Source organism: Caballeronia sp. PC1, from assembly GCF_021353155.1.
GTDB classification, from domain to species: Bacteria; Pseudomonadota; Gammaproteobacteria; order Burkholderiales; family Burkholderiaceae; genus Caballeronia; species Caballeronia cordobensis.
The window spans coordinates 1,733,347-1,748,235 of sequence record NZ_JAJUBH010000003.1; the positions used below are offsets into that span (position 1 = coordinate 1,733,347).

Genomic DNA, 14,889 nt, shown 5'->3' on the forward strand with positions numbered 1-14,889 from the left:
CCTCACTTCTTCGTTTGCAGATCGGCGGGCAACAGCGATTCGTCGACGATCTTCGACCAGTCGAACGCGCCATCGGGAATCGCCTTCACGAGAATCAGGCCCTTCAGCACTTCGTCCATGCCCTTGCGATCGAAGCTGCCTTCGCTCCAGTACTTCGGGTCCGAATCGAGCACGTTATTCACCGCCGACGAGGCCACCGCCGGGTCCATCTTGTACTGCTTCGCGAGCATCTGCGCGGACTCGTCACGATGCGCGACGAGGTACTGCACCGCCTTGCGACGCGCCTTGATGATGCCTTTGATGACTTCCGGATGCGCCTTCAGATAGTCGGTGCGCACGATGCCGACCGTCTGCGTTTCATTGGGCACGATATCCGTCGAACGAAACGCGATGCGCAACTGATCCTTCTTCGCGCTATACGACGGCTCGGTCATGTACGCGACATCGACCGCGCCCTGCTGCAAGGAAGTCAGCATGCCGCTCGAACTGCCGACGGGTTTGCGCTGCACTTGCCCCGTCAGTCCGGCGCGATCGAGCGCAATGGTGACGATGGTGTCGGTGGTCGATTTCGGGCTGCTATACCCGATCGTCTTGCCTTTCATCTGCTGGATGCCGGTGATCGTGCCGTCCTTCTTCTCGACCCATACGAGGTCGGCAAGACTCTGCACGCCGCCATGCACGATGGTCAGATCGACGCCCTGCTTCACCGCCGAGATCGCGGCGGGCAGCGCGACTTCGCCATAGGGAATCTCGGATGCCATCGCGTTGCGCACCGTCGTGCCGCCGCCTTCCGACGTAATGAAGCCCGACACGTCCACGCCTTCTTCCTTGAAGAAGCCCTTTTCCATCGCGACCGCGAACGGCACGCCGTACATGCCGTCGCCCCAGTGCGTGACGGTAAGCGGCGCGGCGCGCACGGCGGCGCTGCAGACCAGCGCCGCGGCGACAGACATGAAGCAGGCACCGCGTGCGAATCTCGCGATCTTTTCAGGCGCAAACATGTAGGCGTCTCCATCCGTGACCGGCGGTTTCGCAGCGTGCTCGGCGCATGCGGCCGCACTGTGTTTTTTGGACCTGCTCCCGGTATTGCGATTGCCGCGAGCACATGGCCGCATCGCATAACCGTGCAAGTTAATGTATGCATTAACTTAGCGAAAGTCCAGATTCATCGAGGGCGTAGATACCCTCGTGCGCGCTGGCGTGAGTTTTGAATCAGGCTTGCTGGATGCCGTATTGCTGCAGCACGCTGGTCTGGTCGCGCCACCCGCGCTCGCGATGCGCGCGATACAGGCCGCTTGCTTTCGCTGCATCGCCGCAACGCATCGCGTCGATAATCGCGTAGTGCTCCTGTATGGATTTCAGCGGCTGCGGATGAGGCTTCACCCTCTGCGTGAAGCGGCGCACGCGGTGCACCTGATCGCGGCAATTCATCACGATCGCGTGAAGGCGCGCATTGCCGCACGAGGCGACGAGCGTCTCGTGAAAGACCTCGTCCGCCTCCGCCCAGGCGAGCATGTCGCCGCGTTCGAACGCGCCGGTCATCGTCTCGCACGCGTGAACGAGCGGTGCGAGATCCGCGTCTTTGCTCGCCGCGATGAGTCCCGCCGCCGTCGATTCGAGGCTCATCAGCACTTGATAGATATGCTGGATATCGGAGATCGACGTCGGCACGATGCGAATGCCGTGGCGCGGCACGATCTGCACCAGCCCCTCGCCCTGCAGGCGCAGCGCCGCCTCGCGAATCGGCGTGCGGCTGAAGCCGAGCATGAGGCCGAGTTCCTGTTCGAGCAGGTACGATCCCGGCGTCAGTTCGCTTTCGATGATGCGGCGGCGCAGTTCGCGATACGCGAGCTCAGTCGTGTTGCGCCTTGCGGGATTCGACGTGACGGTAACGCGCGAGGCGGTCATGCTTGAACTCCATGAAGGAATCATCGCTTCGCGCCGATGTTAGCACCGCATCAAGGTCGCGTGAGACGTCCGGGACAAGCAAATCTTTTCTTTCTCCGGGCAGTAACGTATGCGTTGAGTGATACATATAATGAAGGCATTCCGTCCGCCAGTTCGCATTTCGGCGGACATTGCGTCCGTGCATCGACGGCAACGTTTTCGGAACGCCCATCATGGCTCCAGCCCGGACCGCCGAAGCGATCAGCAAGCCGCGTGAGAAATCGACCGACACGGTCTATCAGGCGCTGCGCGAAAAAATCCTCAGCAACGAGCTGCGGCCCGGCACGCAGTTGCTCGAACAGGAACTCGTCGAACGGTTCGGCGTGAGCCGCACGCCGGTGCGCGAGGCGCTCATCCGTCTGCAGAACGAGCATCTCGTGCAGATCATTCCGCGCCACGGCATGCGCGTGCGCAATGTGTCGATGGCGGATATCGAGGAAGTCTGTCAGGTGCAGACGAGTCTCGAAGCAACGGCCGCGGCGGCCGTCGCCGCGCGCAAGCCGGGCGCGCGCGAACTCAAGGCGCTGGAAAGAGCGTGCACCGACATGGAGCGCGCTTTCTCGAAGAACGATCGCGAGGCATGGTCCGCCGCGCGCGAAGCGTTTCATGCCCGCCTCGTCGAACTGAGCGACAACCCGCGTCTCATGCAGATCGTCGGCGAATGCTCGGATCAGGTGCGGCGCGTGCGCGAACTGACCTTGCGTCTGATCGACCCCGACGAATCGCAAGCGCAGGCACTGCGCGCGATCATCGATGCCTTGCGGCAAGGCGATGCCTTATCGGCGGAAACGCTTTGCCGCGAGCATCGCGCGCGCAATCTTCAGACGCAAATCGAGGCCTTGCAACGCTACCGGATTCTCGACGTCTGATCGCACCGCATTACGCGTGATGTGCCTGCAATAGCGCGCCGCGCAAGCCGGTCACGCGCACCGTCGACGTGGCGCATTCCCGCGCAATCAGCACTTCGCGCTCGGTATGGCGGCACACGACATTGCGCACATGATGCATGCCGATGCCGAAAAACCCGCGCTTCTCCGCGCCGAGAACGATGAGATCGGCGTCGAGCCGATTCGCCTCGTCGGCAATGACGCGGCCTACGCTTCGGCCCGCTTCGGGCAGTGTGCGCACGAGCCACTGTGCATCCACGCCCTCGCGCTGCGTCATCCGTTCGCAATGGCGGCGGATCACGAGTGCAAGCTGTGTCACGAGCGAGGGCATGTCGCACAGACTGTCGCCCTGCCATCCCGCCCACCATCGCGTGGTTTCGGTTACATGCAGGATGGTCAGACGCGCGTCGTTGTCACGCGCCCGCGCGATGGCGGTCGACATGGCGGCCTCGCTGAAGCCCGGTCCCACGGCGACGAGAATATGTCGATACATGGCGCAACCCTCCGATCAATGAAAGCACGCGTCGTTTCGTGCATGACGTCATGATCGTTGCCGAGAATTAGCTTTCAATGAGCGCAGGCGTCGGACGAGGCGCTACGGTCCGATAAATTAAACTGATGGCCTCGCATTCACTCGCTCCGGCCCATGGACCATCGCGAATTGCTCAATCTCGCGTATTTGCGCGCATTCCGCCTCGTCGCGCAGACGGGCAGCGCCACGCGCGCCGCCGCCGCGCTGTTCCGCGCGCAGTCGGCCGTCACACGTTCCTTGCAGGAACTCGAAGCGGCAGTGGGCGAAACCTTGCTCGAACGCCGTCCCTCGGGCATGTTGCCGACGCCCGCGGGACGCGCCGTGCTGTTGCGCTGCCAGCGCATCTTCGGCGAGCTGGAGGAACTGGCGCAATGGTGCGCGGCGCGTCAATCGCGCCGCAGAACCGCAAGCGGCGGGACGCTTCCCGCGTTTCTGCTCAACACGCGGCGACTGCAACTGTTCTCCGCGCTCGCGCGCCATCGGCACATGCCGAGCGCGGCGCAAACATTGGGGCTCAGTCAACCGGCCGTGAGCAGCGCGATTCGCATCATGGAAACGGGCGCGGGTATGCCATTGTTTTATCGCAGTCCACGCGGACTGCTGCTTACGAGCGAAGGCGAGACCTTCCTCCTGCATGTGCGCCGCGCGTTGAACGAACTGCGCCATATTCCCGACGATCTCGCGGCCTTGCGCGGCACGATACAGGGGTACGTGACGGTGGGCTCGCTGCCGCTGGGCAGAACGCTGATCCTGCCGGGCGCGATCGCACGCGTGGCGGCGCACTATCCGGGCGTGCGCATCGTGACCGACGAGAGCGCGTATGAAACGCTCGTCGCAGGCTTGCGCGCGGGCGATATCGACTTCGTGCTCGGCGCGCTGCGGCAGAACGATGCGTCGAGCGGCCTCGTCAACGAACGCCTCATGTCGGAAGACATCGTCGTGATCGCGCGGCGCGGGCATCCGCTGGCGGGCGCGAGCGCGGGCGGATTGACGCTCAAGGATCTGATCTCCGCGCAATGGATCTTGCCGCGCAGTCAGGCGCCCGCGCGCGGCATGTTCGAAGCGCAGTTCAAGCGCTGGAAGCTGAAGCCGCCGATGCCGACTGTCGAAACCGCGGACCTCGCCGTCATTCGCGGACTGCTGTCGCAGACCGACATGCTCGCCGCTGTTTCGGCGCAACAGTTGCACTACGAATGCGAATCGGGCCAACTCGTCGTGATGGATATTCCGCTTCGAAACACGCGGCGCGACATCGGGCTCACGCTGCGCGCGGGCAGCACGCCCTCTCCGGCGGCGCGGGCTTTGATCGACGCCATACGGCTGACCGTCGATCGGCTCGGACATGACATGCGCCGCGCATGACCGCGTGTTGCTCGCGCTGAAGCGTCTGGCAAAAATAGGCGCAATGGCGGGAATAAAACGCTCGTCCTGACTGTTAGCGCATCGAGAGCCCGGAATTTCGATGCACCGACATGGACCACTTGTTTCCTACACGCCGCCTGCACGCTATCGCGACCCGACGCCCGGCGCGCATTTCGCTCGCCGGCGTGAGCCTGGGCGTGGGCATTGTGGCAGCCGTAGCCGCGGCCGGCTGGTGCGCGGCCACGCGCGCATGCGCCGACATGCTCGATGCCGCCGCGGTCATGGCGCTGGCGGAAACGTCGAGTGCGCGCGGCGCGAACGCTCCACCGCTCGTGTCGCACGATCCGCATTTCATCGAACTGACGCCGGTCGGCCTCGAACTGGTCGCGAGCCGAACACGGCAGCCCGCCAGGCTCGCGCGGATCGATGAATTCGACTATCGCAATGCGGACGGCGACGCCGTTGTCCTGCTCGTCGCCTCCGCGCCCTTCGCGAGCGAAGATGCGCACTGGAGCGCGCGGCGCGTGGGCGAAATCCGCCTGCTTACGTGGACCAGCGGCGGCAAGCGTCATGTACTCGCGGGACGCGCCGGCACGCATGGGCTCATGCGCGCCGCCGACGCGCTGACCGCGATGCCCGGGCGATAAAGCGATGGACGTCCGCGATGAACTGATCGAACACGTGCCGAGGCTGCGCCGCTATGCGCGCGCGCTGCTGAACAATCGCGACCTCGCCGACGATCTCGTGCAGGACACGATGGAACGCGCGCTGTCGCGTACGGCGATGTTCGAGGCGGGCACCGATCTGCGCGCGTGGCTTTTCACCGTCATGCATAACGTATTCGTGAATCAGATGCGCAAGGCATCGGCGCGTGCGGCACACGTTTCTGTCGACGATGAGGGAATCGACGAACGCGAATTCGCCGTGCCCGCCCCGCAATTTCATTCTCTCGACGTGCGCGATCTCGACTATGCGCTGCAGCGTCTGACCGACGAGCAGCGCGAAGTGGTGCTGCTCGTCGGGCTCGAAGAAATGAGCTATGCCGAAGTCGCGATCGCGCTCGATATTCCCATCGGCACCGTGATGTCGCGGCTATCGCGCGGACGCGAACGCCTGCGTGCATTGATGGCGGGCACGCAGCCCAATGCAAAGTTGAAGGTGGTGCGATGAGCGACCAGCACACTCCGATCAGTGAAGAGGACATTCATGCCTATGTCGACGGCGCGCTGTCGGCCGCGCGCCGCGCACAGGTCGAGCGGGCCATCGAGCTGAATCCCACGCTGGCCGCGCGCGTGAGCGATTACTTCTCGCTCAACAACATGTTTCATGAGCGCTACGACCGCGTGCTCAACGAACCCATGCCCGCGCGCTTGCGGACCTTGAAGCGCCGGCGCTGGTTCGGCGCGGCCAACTGGCCGCAATTCGCCGGCATGGCGGCGGCGCTCGTGCTGGGCATCGGCATCGGCGTCGGCACGAACATGGGGCGCGACGCCATGTCGTTATCGGGCGCGGCGGCGACGAACATCCGCAACGCGAGCGCCGACGGCATGGAAGGCATGGCGCGACAGGCCGCGATCGCGCATGTCGTGTACATGCCCGCCGTCGATCGCCCCGATGACATCGGCAAAGATCGCGATCAAGACTTCGTTCAATATCTTTCGAACAAGCTCGGCACCGACGTGCATCCGCCGCTGCTCACGAAAAACGGCTTCGAGTTGATGGGCGGACGCATTCTCCCCGGTGAGAATGGTCCGACCGCGCAGTTCATGTATCGCGGTGCCAAGGGCGAGCGCGTCACGTTATGCATCTCGCATCGCAAGACGAGCACGAACACCACCGCGTTCAGGCTGTACCAGGACGGGCCGGTGAACGTGTTCTACTGGATCGACGGCGACTTCGGTTATGCGGTGTCGGGCGGCATCGATCGCAAGGTGATGCTCGAACTCGCGCACGATGTCTACGCGCAACTGACGCCATCGACGCCGGGTTGAGCGCGCGGCAGCTTTCTGCATTCGACATGCATGCCGCGTGATGGCGCGGCCGCCATGAACCGTTCGATTTCCTCGCGCACGTCCGGATCGATATAGTCGGCGCGCGAGGCATCGAAGATTACCGTGGCGCCGTCGGGAATCGTCCGCAGATGATGCTTGAGCGTGACCTTGCCGAGAAACGAGACGTCCTTGCGGAACGACAGCAGGTAATGGTCGTCGTGCTGCGCCAGCGTGATCGGGCGTTCGAGGTTCGCGCGAATCGCAAGCAGAAGACTGCATGCGATGCCGAGCAGAATGCCCATCAGCAGGTCCGTCAGCAACACGCCCGCAATCGTGACGACGAACGGCGCAAAGCGTTCGAGGCCCTGCTTCGCGACCGCCGCGAACAGCGAAGGCTTGGCGAGCTTGAGTCCCGTGAAGATCAGGATCGCCGCGAGGCAGGCAAGCGGAATCAGGTTGATCACGCTCGTCAGCGCAAACACGCTCAAGAGCAGCAGCACGCCGTGCACGAACGATGACCAGCGGCTCTGCGCGCCCGCATGCACGTTCGCGGAGCTGCGCACGATCACCGAGGTGATCGGCAACGCGCCGATCGCGCCCGCCATCATGTTGCCGATGCCTTGCGCCTTCAACTCGCGATCCGGATGCGCCGCACGCTTTTTCGGATCGAGCTGCTCCACGGCTTCGAGACTCAGAAGCGTTTCGAGACTCGCGACGATCGCGAGCGTCAGCGCAAGACGCCACACGTCGGGATTCGCGAGTTGAGCGAAATTCGGCAATTCCAGCGCATTCGTGAAGGCCGCAAACGTTTCAAGTGACGGCAAACCAACGCGATGTTGTGCGGGCGGGGCGAACCCCGGCGCGAACATATCGAGCAACAGCGTCATGCCGATGCCGAACGCGACCACCGCGAGCGGCGCGGGCACCGCGCGCACCAGCGCGAAGCGCCGCATCGCGCGTGTTTCCCAGCCGGCCAGCATCACCAGCGATACGACAGCCACCATGCACGCCGCCATCGATATGGGACCGAACGGCGTGCCGAGCATGCCCGGGCCGCTCGCAGCCGGCGCGCCTTGATTGGCGAAGCCCGCGGCGAGCGGAATCTGCTTGATGACGAGCAGCAGGCCGATGGCCGCGAGCATGCCCTTGATGACCGACGAAGGCACGTACGCCGCGAAACGTCCGGCTTTCAGCATGCCGAAGCCGAACTGGATCGCGCCCGAAAGCAGCACGGCAAGCAGGAACGCGGAAAAGCTGCCGAGACCCGCGATGCCATCGACGACGATCACGATGAGACCCGCGGCAGGGCCGCTCACGCTCAATTGCGAGCCGCTCAGCAGCGCCACGACGAGCCCGCCGATGATGCCCGACAACAGCCCGGCAAACGGCTCGACGCCCGATGCATTGGCGATGCCGAGACAGAGCGGCATCGCGACGAGAAATACGACAGTGCCCGCGAATACATCGCGCGGAAAAGTGGCGAGACGGTTAGCTTGATTCATGAGTTTTTTTCGAACGAGTTGGGGCCTGCGAACGTCGCGGGGCGACTTCGCATCGACAAGCTATCGATTGGAAAAAGCCGGCTTAAGCGGCCTGAAGCGATACCACTTGCACGTGCGCCGCGTCTTGCGTTTCGCCCGCTTGCGCATAGCCAGACGCGAGCACGTCGATAAGACCGTCATGCAGGCCGAAGATCCAGCCATGAACGAGGGGCGGCTCGTCGCGCTCGCGCACGACCGCGTGTTGCCGCAAGAGGCGGACTTGCTCCAGCACGTTCAATTCGGCGAGGCGATTGGCGCGCGTATCGAGATCGGCGAAGGTATCGAGTTCCGCGCGATGCCGCTCGCCCAATGCGCACAGCGGCGCGATACGGCGATTCACGTGCGGCAAGTCGCTCGACTGCGGCAGCAGCGAGGCGCGCACGCCGCCGCATCCGTAATGGCCGCATACGATCACGTGATCGACTTTCAGCACGCGCACCGCGTATTCGAGCACGCTCATCGTGTTGTCATCCGAAGGTGAAAACAGATTCGCGATGTTGCGATGGACGAATAAATCGCCGGGATTGGCGTTCGTTACCGTTTCAGCGGGCACGCGGCTATCCGCGCAACCGATCCACAGCACTTTCGGGCTTTGCCCTTGCGCGAGACGCGGAAAGAACTCCGCATCCGCATGCGCGGTTTCGCGCGCCCAGGCGATGTTTTCCAGCAGCATCCGTTTCGGTCGATTCATGCATTTCTCTCCAGAAGCAAACGTTTGCGTCTTCAGCAACGACGCGGGTATTTAAAAAGGGCGGTAGCTACGCTGCACTGCAGCGAGTTCCTTACGAATAACTTTCGCAGAAAAAGTTCAGCGCCGTCCAGAGAAAAAATATGATGTTTCAATTTCACCGTGCACCCGCGTGAATCATGCATCGCGCGGTCAGGTTTTATTGCGGTGCATGCATTGGGGTCTGCTAATCTTTATCGATCGACATTCAGTCATAAAACTTTCATGAACGGCCCGGCAGAGAATATGAATGCAACGCGCTTCGTCGAATTGAACGACGGTGCTTATCCGGTGCATATCGAATATCAGTGGTTGAATGCGGAACGTGCCGAGGCGCCCATTGCGCTATTCCTGCATGAGGGGTTGGGATCGATCGCGCTATGGAAAGACTGGCCACAGACGCTATGCGATCGCCTCGAATGCCGCGGCCTCGTTTATTCGAGACCGGGTTATGGGCGCTCTACGCCTCGACGGGCCCAAGAAAAGTGGCCGGTCGAATTTCTGCATAGGCAAGCGCATGACGTGCTGCCCGCCCTGCTCGATGCGCTCGGCATCGGCGCCGATGAGCGCGCGCGCATGTGGCTCTTCGGCCATAGCGACGGCGGCACGATCGCGCTCCTGTATGCGAGCGCCTTTCCCGAAGCGCTCGCCGGTCTCGCCATCATGGCGCCGCATGTGTTCGTCGAGACAATGACGGTGGAAGGCATCGAAAAGGCCCGTCGCACGTATGAAACCACGTCGTTCAGGGAAAAGCTGAGTGCGTATCACGACGACGTGGATTCAGCCTTTTACGGCTGGAACGACGCGTGGCTGAATCCCGCGTTTCTTCACTGGAACATCACGCAAGAGATAACGTCGATCGCGCGCCCGTTGCTGGCGATACAGGGCTACGACGACGAATACGCGTCGATGCTGCAACTCGACGAGATCGAGGCGGCCGTCCCGCACACGCAACTCGTCAAGCTGGCGCAGTGCAGGCACTCGCCGCATCGCGATGCGGCCGAAGCAGTGAACGATGCGATTGCCGCTTTCGTGCAATCGCATCGCGCGCGATTCAGCGCTTGATCTTGAGATAGGCCCGGCTGATCGCGGGCCGCGTATGCACCCATAAGCGCGACGCCAGCCACGACGCCGGACGATCGCGTACTTCGAGCCGCTTGATGGTGCGCTCCGCATCGGCCGACGCGTTGCGATCGAGCGGATTCGCGCCGACGTTCGTGCCCGTATGGCACGTATAGAAGTGCCTGAAGCCCGCGCTCAGCGCCACTTCCCGATAGTCGTCGTCGTAATAGCCTTGCGGCCAGCACAGATGATCGGAGACTTCGCCGAGGCGGGCGCGCAACGCGGAACGCGCCGCGTGAAGATCGTCGTGCAGCCGTTCGCGCTTCTCGCCCGACGAGCCCGCAACGCGGTCCCAGCGCACATGCGTATGCGTGTGGCTGTGGAACTCGAACGTGCCGGCAGCGCGCATCGCTTCGATCTCGGACCAGCGCAGGATCGCATCGTCGGCACGTCCGCTCTCGATCGCGCGTTCGCCCGCATGATGATCGAGCAGAGCCGGCAAGGCCGAACCCGCATACGCCGCATTCGGGCGCACATGGCCTTCGCCCGGCCAGCTGCTCACGAGAAAGCATAAGGCCGTAAAGCCGTGGCGCTCGAGCACCGGATGCGCGTGCACCCAGTTGTCGAGATAACCATCGTCGAACGTAATGACGATCGATTTCGGCGGCATGTCTTCGCCGCGCAGAAACGCCGCGAGTTGTGCCGAGCCGATGGTTCGATAACCCGCGCTCGCCAGATAATCCATTTGCGCGGCGAAATGCCCGGGCGTGACGGTAATCATGCCCGGCGACGTGCTGACGTGGTGGTACATCAACACGGGAACGGCGCGTGCCTGCTTCCTGCTCATTGCGGATGCCCCCGCTCCTGCAAGGCGCGCTGATAGAAGCGCGCCGTCTCTTGCGCCATTTCGCCGACAGTGAAGCCGCGTTCGGTGATGCGCACGCTTTCGCGTTGAAGACGTTGACGCAAAGCCGGATCGTCGATCATGCGGGCGATCGCCGCGCGCAGCGCAACCGGATCGTGCGGCGGCACGAGCAGGCCGTTCACGTTGTCTTCGATCAGTTCGGGCACGCCATCGACACGCGTGCCGATGACCGGCAAGCCCGCGTCCATCGCCTCGATGAATGCCTGGCCAAGCGCTTCCTGATGTGTGGGCAGCACGAAAAGATCGGAGCCGCGAAAGATGTTCGGCACATCGGTGCGAAAGCCCAGCAAGTGAATGCGATGCGCGAGACCGAGGCCATCCACGATGCCCTTGATGCGAACGTACAGATCGCCGTCGCCCGCCATCACGACGTGCAGGTGCGGATAGGTGTCGAGCAGCGGACGCACCGCGGCGATCAGATCTTCATGGCCCTTCTTGTCGCGCATGATCGCGACCATGCACGCGATGAACGCATCGTCGCCGAGACCGAGTTCCTCGCGCAGCGTCGAATGCGCGACGGGCTGCGGCTTGACGATGCCGTCATAGATCGTCTGCACCCGCTTCTCGGCGACGCCCGCCGAAATCAGATAGCGGCGCACGTAATGACTCACGGCGATCACGCGATGCGGAATCCACGTATAGGTGGCGAGCGAGGAAATGGGCAGCGCGAGATGCCGCGTGCGCACGATGAGCGGCGTGCGCGCGAGCCGCGCCGCCGTGCCCGCGACGAGACTGTCGTGACCGCTATGGGTGTTGACCACGTCGAACGGACGGCGGCGCAGCAACGCGCCGATATGCAGCATCGACTGCATGTCGCCGCCCCCGCGCATGCGCGCGTGATGCACGGTGAAACCGAGTTCCTTGCAGCGATGCCCGAGGCGCGCCTCGATCGGACACACCAGCTCGACGGTATGGCCGCCGTCGCGCAGCGCCACCATCTCCTTCAACGTGCGGATCTCCTGACCGCCCCATCCCGTTGAGGACTCGCTATGTAGGATCTTCAAGTGCTCTGCTCTCCATGATTCCGGCGGTGACGCGCCGAAATATTTGGTAATAATTCGTCTAGCTTGCTGCCCTTGGTGGTTCGTAAGGAAAACGCAAGGGATTGAATGCTGCCTCGAACGAGGCTCTCGGAAGAAAATGCTGGGCTTGTTAGCGTAATGAAAGACCGGTGCCGCCGGTGCTAAAAACAATCGCTAGCTGTAAAGTTTTGCGCCCGTCTTGATAACGGCTCGAACCAGCGTCCGGTTGACGCCTGCATGGCGATTTTGTCAGTTTCAGATCGATAAGCAAAGGCAATCGAGTGCGACGAAGCACTCAAGCAAACGCGTCAAACGTTTGCATTTCGTTCGACCAACTATTGTTCATCGAGACCTTGCCCCGTCTCAGCGAGTGCCGAGTGAGCGTGATAACTTGAATCGAAGTTTCGAGGAGAAAATCATGCTGCTGTCCGATGAAGAACTCGCGCGCCTTCAATCCGTCACGCCGTTTTTACGCAGCGAAGCGCACTCGGCGCTGGAGGCCGAAGCCAGCTATGAAGTGACGATGGAACTCGAATCGCATCTGCAACCGGGCTTGCGCATTCGCGCGCCGGAATCAGCGCGAACGTCGGCCGATGCCGATGCGCCGCCGTATCCGCTTGATCTTTTCGTTGGCTTGCCGTTGAGCGAATTGCGCGCGCTATCTCATGCCGATGACGCCACGCGCGAAGCCGACATTGCGCGATTCGGCGCGCGCTTCTCGCCGCGTCTGCTGCGCGCAATCGCCACCATGACGCCGCACGAGATCGATCTCGACGTGGGTGTGCAAAGCGAACCGGGAACGCTGTCGGTCATGCTCGACGAGGACTAGAGGTTCACCCCGCGTCTTGCGACTTCGACAACGCTTCATGCGCACGCCGCAAACGCTCGCGGCTGTTCGACAAATGCATGCGCATGGCCGCGCGCGCCGCTTCGGGATCGCGACGCTCGATCGCATCGTAGATGTCTTCGTGCTCGCGATTCACGCGATCGAGATAGCTGCCCGGATCGTTGTGCGCGAGCGCCGCGGAATTGACGCGCGTACGCGGAATGATGGTGTTGCCGAGCTGACTCAGGATGCTGTGAAAGTAACGATTGCCGGTCGCCTTTGCGAGTTCCAGATGGAACGCGACATCGGCGGCGACGTCGTTGCCCTCGCCCGCTTCGACAAGGCGCTCGAACTCGTCGAGCGCGCGGCGCATCTGCGCGAGATTGTCATCGGTGCGGCGCATGGCGGCGAGACCCGCCGCTTCCGCTTCGAGACTGATGCGCAGTTCGAGAATGGCCATCACGTCACGCACGGTGAGATCGCCTGCGGCTTCGATCTGGAACCGGTCCTGATCGCCCGCTTCGAGCACGAACGTCCCGATGCCGTGACGCGTCTGCACGAGCCGCGCCGCTTGCAGCCGCGAGATGGATTCGCGCACGACCGTTCGGCTCACGCCGAGCTGCGCCATGATTTCGGATTCCGTCGGCAGCTTGTCGCCCGGCTGAAGCGCGCCGCTGCGAATCCGCTCCGACAATTCGGCGACGACTTCCTCGGTGAGATTGCGGGAGCGGCGAAGCGCGCCGGACGCGAGTGCTTGGGACATTGAAAGGCCGATCATGGTGTGCTGACCGGCTCATTATAGGGCGCGCGACAGCTTGTACGATGACTATCGAATTTTGCACGCAAGATGCCGCCGCCTTGCGCACGCCGATTTAGAACCAGCATTCGTTTTAACGATTAAGCGAATCAGGAGTCGGGTAAGGCGATGACGAACACCTCGAAATCATGCGATTAGGGACAAAGCAACCCGTTGATAAACCGCCGGTTGCGGCGTAAAGTTGAAGTACCGCATGAAGTGAAAACGCGCCAGTCAGGCGGCATCAGCCGCATATCGGCCGTGCGCGCTCGTCTGTATAGGGCGAGTTCGCTTTATCGTCCGGCTCGCGAATCCATGTCCGCATCCGTTGGATTCGCCATCTCCTCGCGCACTCGCGGGCCTGAGCACAGCGGTTCACCGGCTGGTTTCGTGCGTATCCGCGCGTGTCTGTGCGTCTCGTCACATGCGTTGCGCAGCTCGCGCGTCGCCATCAACCATCAGGCGAAAGCCGGTGAACATCCGTATTCCCATTCGCCGGGTTCACGGCGATACTGAGGCGCAGCATCGAGGTTGGCAGGCAAGGAGACGAGCAATGATGCGTGAAGTAAGCGGCGCGTTCTGTGGCGCGCGAAAGCTGGACGAAGCATTGGAAGACTTGCGCGCGGAAGGCATCGCGGGCGACCGGGTGCGCCTGGCGAGCATGAGCGGCTTTGCCGATTTCCACGCTTCGCAGACTCAGAGCAACAACGCGCAGACCCAGTGGATCGCGGCGGAGTACGCGGGCCACGGCGAGCATCTCGGCGTGGTCGATACGCACGACTACCCGTTCGGCCTCGATATGACCGGCGACGACATCCTGCCCTCGTTCGGCGCCGATGGCGGCGACGCGGACGAAGCCTGTGCGATCACGCGCGTGATCGTAAGCATTCGCGACGAAGCCGAGATGCGCGCGGTGTGCGACATCTTCTCGCGCCTCGGTACCGACGATATCGACGTGGAAAGCGTAGCGGCCTGATCCGCAGCGCCCGCGCGTCATGGCTTCATTGCTTTATTGCGTTTGCGTCGCGGGCTTCGCCTTCTTCTTGTGCTTGCCATGCGCGCCGTCCTGACGCGCGCTGCCGGGCGCGGACGTACTTTCGCCGCCAACGGTCGGCCCGGCTGTCGCCGCGCCGTGCGCATTGCCTCCGCCCGAACCGCCATTCCCATTGCCGCCGCCCGATTGCGCCAGCGCCACGCCTGAGACGCCCATCGTCATGCCCGCGGCCGCCGCGAGCAACACCTTCCACACTGCCGTCGTCATTGTCCTCTCC

General features: G+C 62.9%; 17 protein-coding genes. 8 read left to right on the forward strand and 9 right to left on the reverse strand.

From position 1 onward, the window contains the following. Positions 1-2 precede the first annotated feature (2 nt). Together LY284_RS32525 and LY284_RS32530 are read right to left on the reverse strand one after the other, a co-directional pair. Entirely contained in the window at positions 3-953 is a 951-nt protein-coding gene (locus LY284_RS32525) for an ABC transporter substrate-binding protein (RefSeq protein ID WP_077160788.1), read from the reverse strand. 259 nt (positions 954-1,212) lie between these two features. Then, complete coding sequence (locus tag LY284_RS32530) at positions 1,213-1,908, reverse strand: GntR family transcriptional regulator (RefSeq protein WP_233390528.1); 696 nt, start codon at positions 1,906-1,908, stop codon at positions 1,213-1,215. A 212-nt stretch (positions 1,909-2,120) separates the two neighbouring features. On the opposite strand from LY284_RS32530, the gene LY284_RS32535 reads away from it, so the two are divergent. Beyond that, positions 2,121-2,816 carry a GntR family transcriptional regulator gene (locus LY284_RS32535; protein ID WP_233390530.1) on the forward strand — a complete coding sequence of 232 codons (696 nt, stop codon included), beginning with the start codon at positions 2,121-2,123 and terminating at the stop codon, positions 2,814-2,816. 10 nt (positions 2,817-2,826) lie between these two features. Here the strand turns inward: LY284_RS32535 and LY284_RS32540 are convergent, their stop codons facing one another. Then, positions 2,827-3,327, reverse strand: coding sequence for a universal stress protein (locus tag LY284_RS32540; RefSeq protein ID WP_233390532.1), 501 nt, complete (start codon positions 3,325-3,327; stop codon positions 2,827-2,829). A 153-nt stretch (positions 3,328-3,480) separates the two neighbouring features. On the opposite strand from LY284_RS32540, the gene LY284_RS32545 reads away from it, so the two are divergent. The 4 genes from LY284_RS32545 (at position 3,481) to LY284_RS32560 (ending at position 6,719) form a co-directional block, all read left to right on the forward strand. Further along, the gene (locus LY284_RS32545) at positions 3,481-4,728 is read left to right on the forward strand and encodes a LysR family transcriptional regulator (RefSeq protein WP_233390534.1); all 1,248 of its coding nucleotides are present in this window, start codon (positions 3,481-3,483) and stop codon (positions 4,726-4,728) included. Positions 4,729-4,838: 110 nt separating this feature from the next. Further along, positions 4,839-5,375, forward strand: a complete 537-nt coding sequence (locus LY284_RS32550) for an anti-sigma factor (protein WP_233390537.1) — start codon at positions 4,839-4,841, stop codon at positions 5,373-5,375. A gap of 4 nt (positions 5,376-5,379) precedes the next feature. Further along, positions 5,380-5,898 (forward strand): sigma-70 family RNA polymerase sigma factor, encoded by a 519-nt coding sequence (locus LY284_RS32555; protein ID WP_233390539.1) that lies wholly within the window; start codon positions 5,380-5,382, stop codon positions 5,896-5,898. Then, on the forward strand, positions 5,895-6,719 hold the full coding sequence (locus tag LY284_RS32560; protein WP_233390541.1) for an anti-sigma factor: 825 nt from the start codon (positions 5,895-5,897) through the stop codon (positions 6,717-6,719). The genes LY284_RS32555 and LY284_RS32560 overlap by 4 nt, the downstream gene beginning before the upstream one ends. Here the strand turns inward: LY284_RS32560 and LY284_RS32565 are convergent. After that, entirely contained in the window at positions 6,686-8,221 is a 1,536-nt protein-coding gene (locus LY284_RS32565; protein WP_045460357.1) for a SulP family inorganic anion transporter, read from the reverse strand. The genes LY284_RS32560 and LY284_RS32565 overlap by 34 nt on opposite strands. A gap of 82 nt (positions 8,222-8,303) precedes the next feature. Then, a complete protein-coding gene (locus tag LY284_RS32570) occupies positions 8,304-8,951 on the reverse strand; it encodes a carbonic anhydrase (RefSeq protein ID WP_233390542.1) in 648 nt (215 codons plus the stop codon). 261 nt (positions 8,952-9,212) lie between these two features. Between LY284_RS32570 and LY284_RS32575 the strand changes: the two genes are divergently transcribed. Then, on the forward strand, positions 9,213-10,052 hold the full coding sequence (locus tag LY284_RS32575) for an alpha/beta fold hydrolase (RefSeq protein WP_375294310.1): 840 nt from the start codon (positions 9,213-9,215) through the stop codon (positions 10,050-10,052). On the opposite strand, the gene LY284_RS32580 is transcribed toward LY284_RS32575, so the two are convergent. Both LY284_RS32580 and LY284_RS32585 read right to left on the reverse strand, forming a co-directional pair. Further along, entirely contained in the window at positions 10,042-10,896 is an 855-nt protein-coding gene (locus LY284_RS32580; protein WP_233390547.1) for a polysaccharide deacetylase family protein, read from the reverse strand. The two genes, LY284_RS32575 and LY284_RS32580, sit on opposite strands and share 11 nt — an antisense overlap. Beyond that, complete coding sequence (locus tag LY284_RS32585; RefSeq protein ID WP_233390549.1) at positions 10,893-11,978, reverse strand: glycosyltransferase; 1,086 nt, start codon at positions 11,976-11,978, stop codon at positions 10,893-10,895. Before LY284_RS32585 ends, LY284_RS32580 begins: the two co-directional genes overlap by 4 nt. 436 nt (positions 11,979-12,414) lie before the next feature. On the opposite strand from LY284_RS32585, the gene LY284_RS32590 reads away from it, so the two are divergent. Next, positions 12,415-12,825: a hypothetical protein gene (locus LY284_RS32590; protein WP_233390550.1), complete on the forward strand. Its 411-nt coding sequence runs from the start codon at positions 12,415-12,417 to the stop codon at positions 12,823-12,825. 4 nt (positions 12,826-12,829) lie between these two features. On the opposite strand, the gene LY284_RS32595 is transcribed toward LY284_RS32590, so the two are convergent. Further along, complete coding sequence (locus tag LY284_RS32595) at positions 12,830-13,585, reverse strand: FadR/GntR family transcriptional regulator (protein ID WP_233390553.1); 756 nt, start codon at positions 13,583-13,585, stop codon at positions 12,830-12,832. A gap of 586 nt (positions 13,586-14,171) precedes the next feature. Here LY284_RS32595 and LY284_RS32600 point away from each other — a divergent pair. Then, on the forward strand, positions 14,172-14,594 hold the full coding sequence (locus LY284_RS32600) for a hypothetical protein (protein ID WP_014252194.1): 423 nt from the start codon (positions 14,172-14,174) through the stop codon (positions 14,592-14,594). 33 nt (positions 14,595-14,627) lie between these two features. Here LY284_RS32600 and LY284_RS32605 read toward each other — a convergent pair whose 3' ends face one another. After that, positions 14,628-14,879 carry a hypothetical protein gene (locus tag LY284_RS32605; RefSeq protein WP_077161342.1) on the reverse strand — a complete coding sequence of 84 codons (252 nt, stop codon included), beginning with the start codon at positions 14,877-14,879 and terminating at the stop codon, positions 14,628-14,630. Positions 14,880-14,889: the final 10 nt, after the last annotated feature.

Excerpts from the sequence above, each read along its gene's own strand:
- LY284_RS32570 (WP_233390542.1), bottom strand. The coding sequence starts at position 8,951 with ATGAATCGACCGAAACGGATGCTGCTGGAAAACATCGCCTGGGCGCGC.
- LY284_RS32575 (WP_375294310.1), top strand. The coding sequence starts at position 9,213 with ATGAACGGCCCGGCAGAGAATATGAATGCAACGCGCTTCGTCGAATTG.
- LY284_RS32565 (WP_045460357.1), bottom strand. The coding sequence starts at position 8,221 with ATGAATCAAGCTAACCGTCTCGCCACTTTTCCGCGCGATGTATTCGCG.
- LY284_RS32560 (WP_233390541.1), top strand. The coding sequence starts at position 5,895 with ATGAGCGACCAGCACACTCCGATCAGTGAAGAGGACATTCATGCCTAT.
- LY284_RS32545 (WP_233390534.1), top strand. The coding sequence starts at position 3,481 with ATGGACCATCGCGAATTGCTCAATCTCGCGTATTTGCGCGCATTCCGC.
- LY284_RS32540 (WP_233390532.1), bottom strand. The coding sequence starts at position 3,327 with ATGTATCGACATATTCTCGTCGCCGTGGGACCGGGCTTCAGCGAGGCC.
- LY284_RS32590 (WP_233390550.1), top strand. The coding sequence starts at position 12,415 with ATGCTGCTGTCCGATGAAGAACTCGCGCGCCTTCAATCCGTCACGCCG.
- LY284_RS32600 (WP_014252194.1), top strand. The coding sequence starts at position 14,172 with ATGATGCGTGAAGTAAGCGGCGCGTTCTGTGGCGCGCGAAAGCTGGAC.
- LY284_RS32605 (WP_077161342.1), bottom strand. The coding sequence starts at position 14,879 with ATGACGACGGCAGTGTGGAAGGTGTTGCTCGCGGCGGCCGCGGGCATG.
- LY284_RS32530 (WP_233390528.1), bottom strand. The coding sequence starts at position 1,908 with ATGACCGCCTCGCGCGTTACCGTCACGTCGAATCCCGCAAGGCGCAAC.
- LY284_RS32525 (WP_077160788.1), bottom strand. The coding sequence starts at position 953 with ATGTCTGTCGCCGCGGCGCTGGTCTGCAGCGCCGCCGTGCGCGCCGCG.
- LY284_RS32595 (WP_233390553.1), bottom strand. The coding sequence starts at position 13,585 with ATGTCCCAAGCACTCGCGTCCGGCGCGCTTCGCCGCTCCCGCAATCTC.
- LY284_RS32535 (WP_233390530.1), top strand. The coding sequence starts at position 2,121 with ATGGCTCCAGCCCGGACCGCCGAAGCGATCAGCAAGCCGCGTGAGAAA.
- LY284_RS32580 (WP_233390547.1), bottom strand. The coding sequence starts at position 10,896 with ATGAGCAGGAAGCAGGCACGCGCCGTTCCCGTGTTGATGTACCACCAC.
- LY284_RS32555 (WP_233390539.1), top strand. The coding sequence starts at position 5,380 with ATGGACGTCCGCGATGAACTGATCGAACACGTGCCGAGGCTGCGCCGC.
- LY284_RS32550 (WP_233390537.1), top strand. The coding sequence starts at position 4,839 with ATGGACCACTTGTTTCCTACACGCCGCCTGCACGCTATCGCGACCCGA.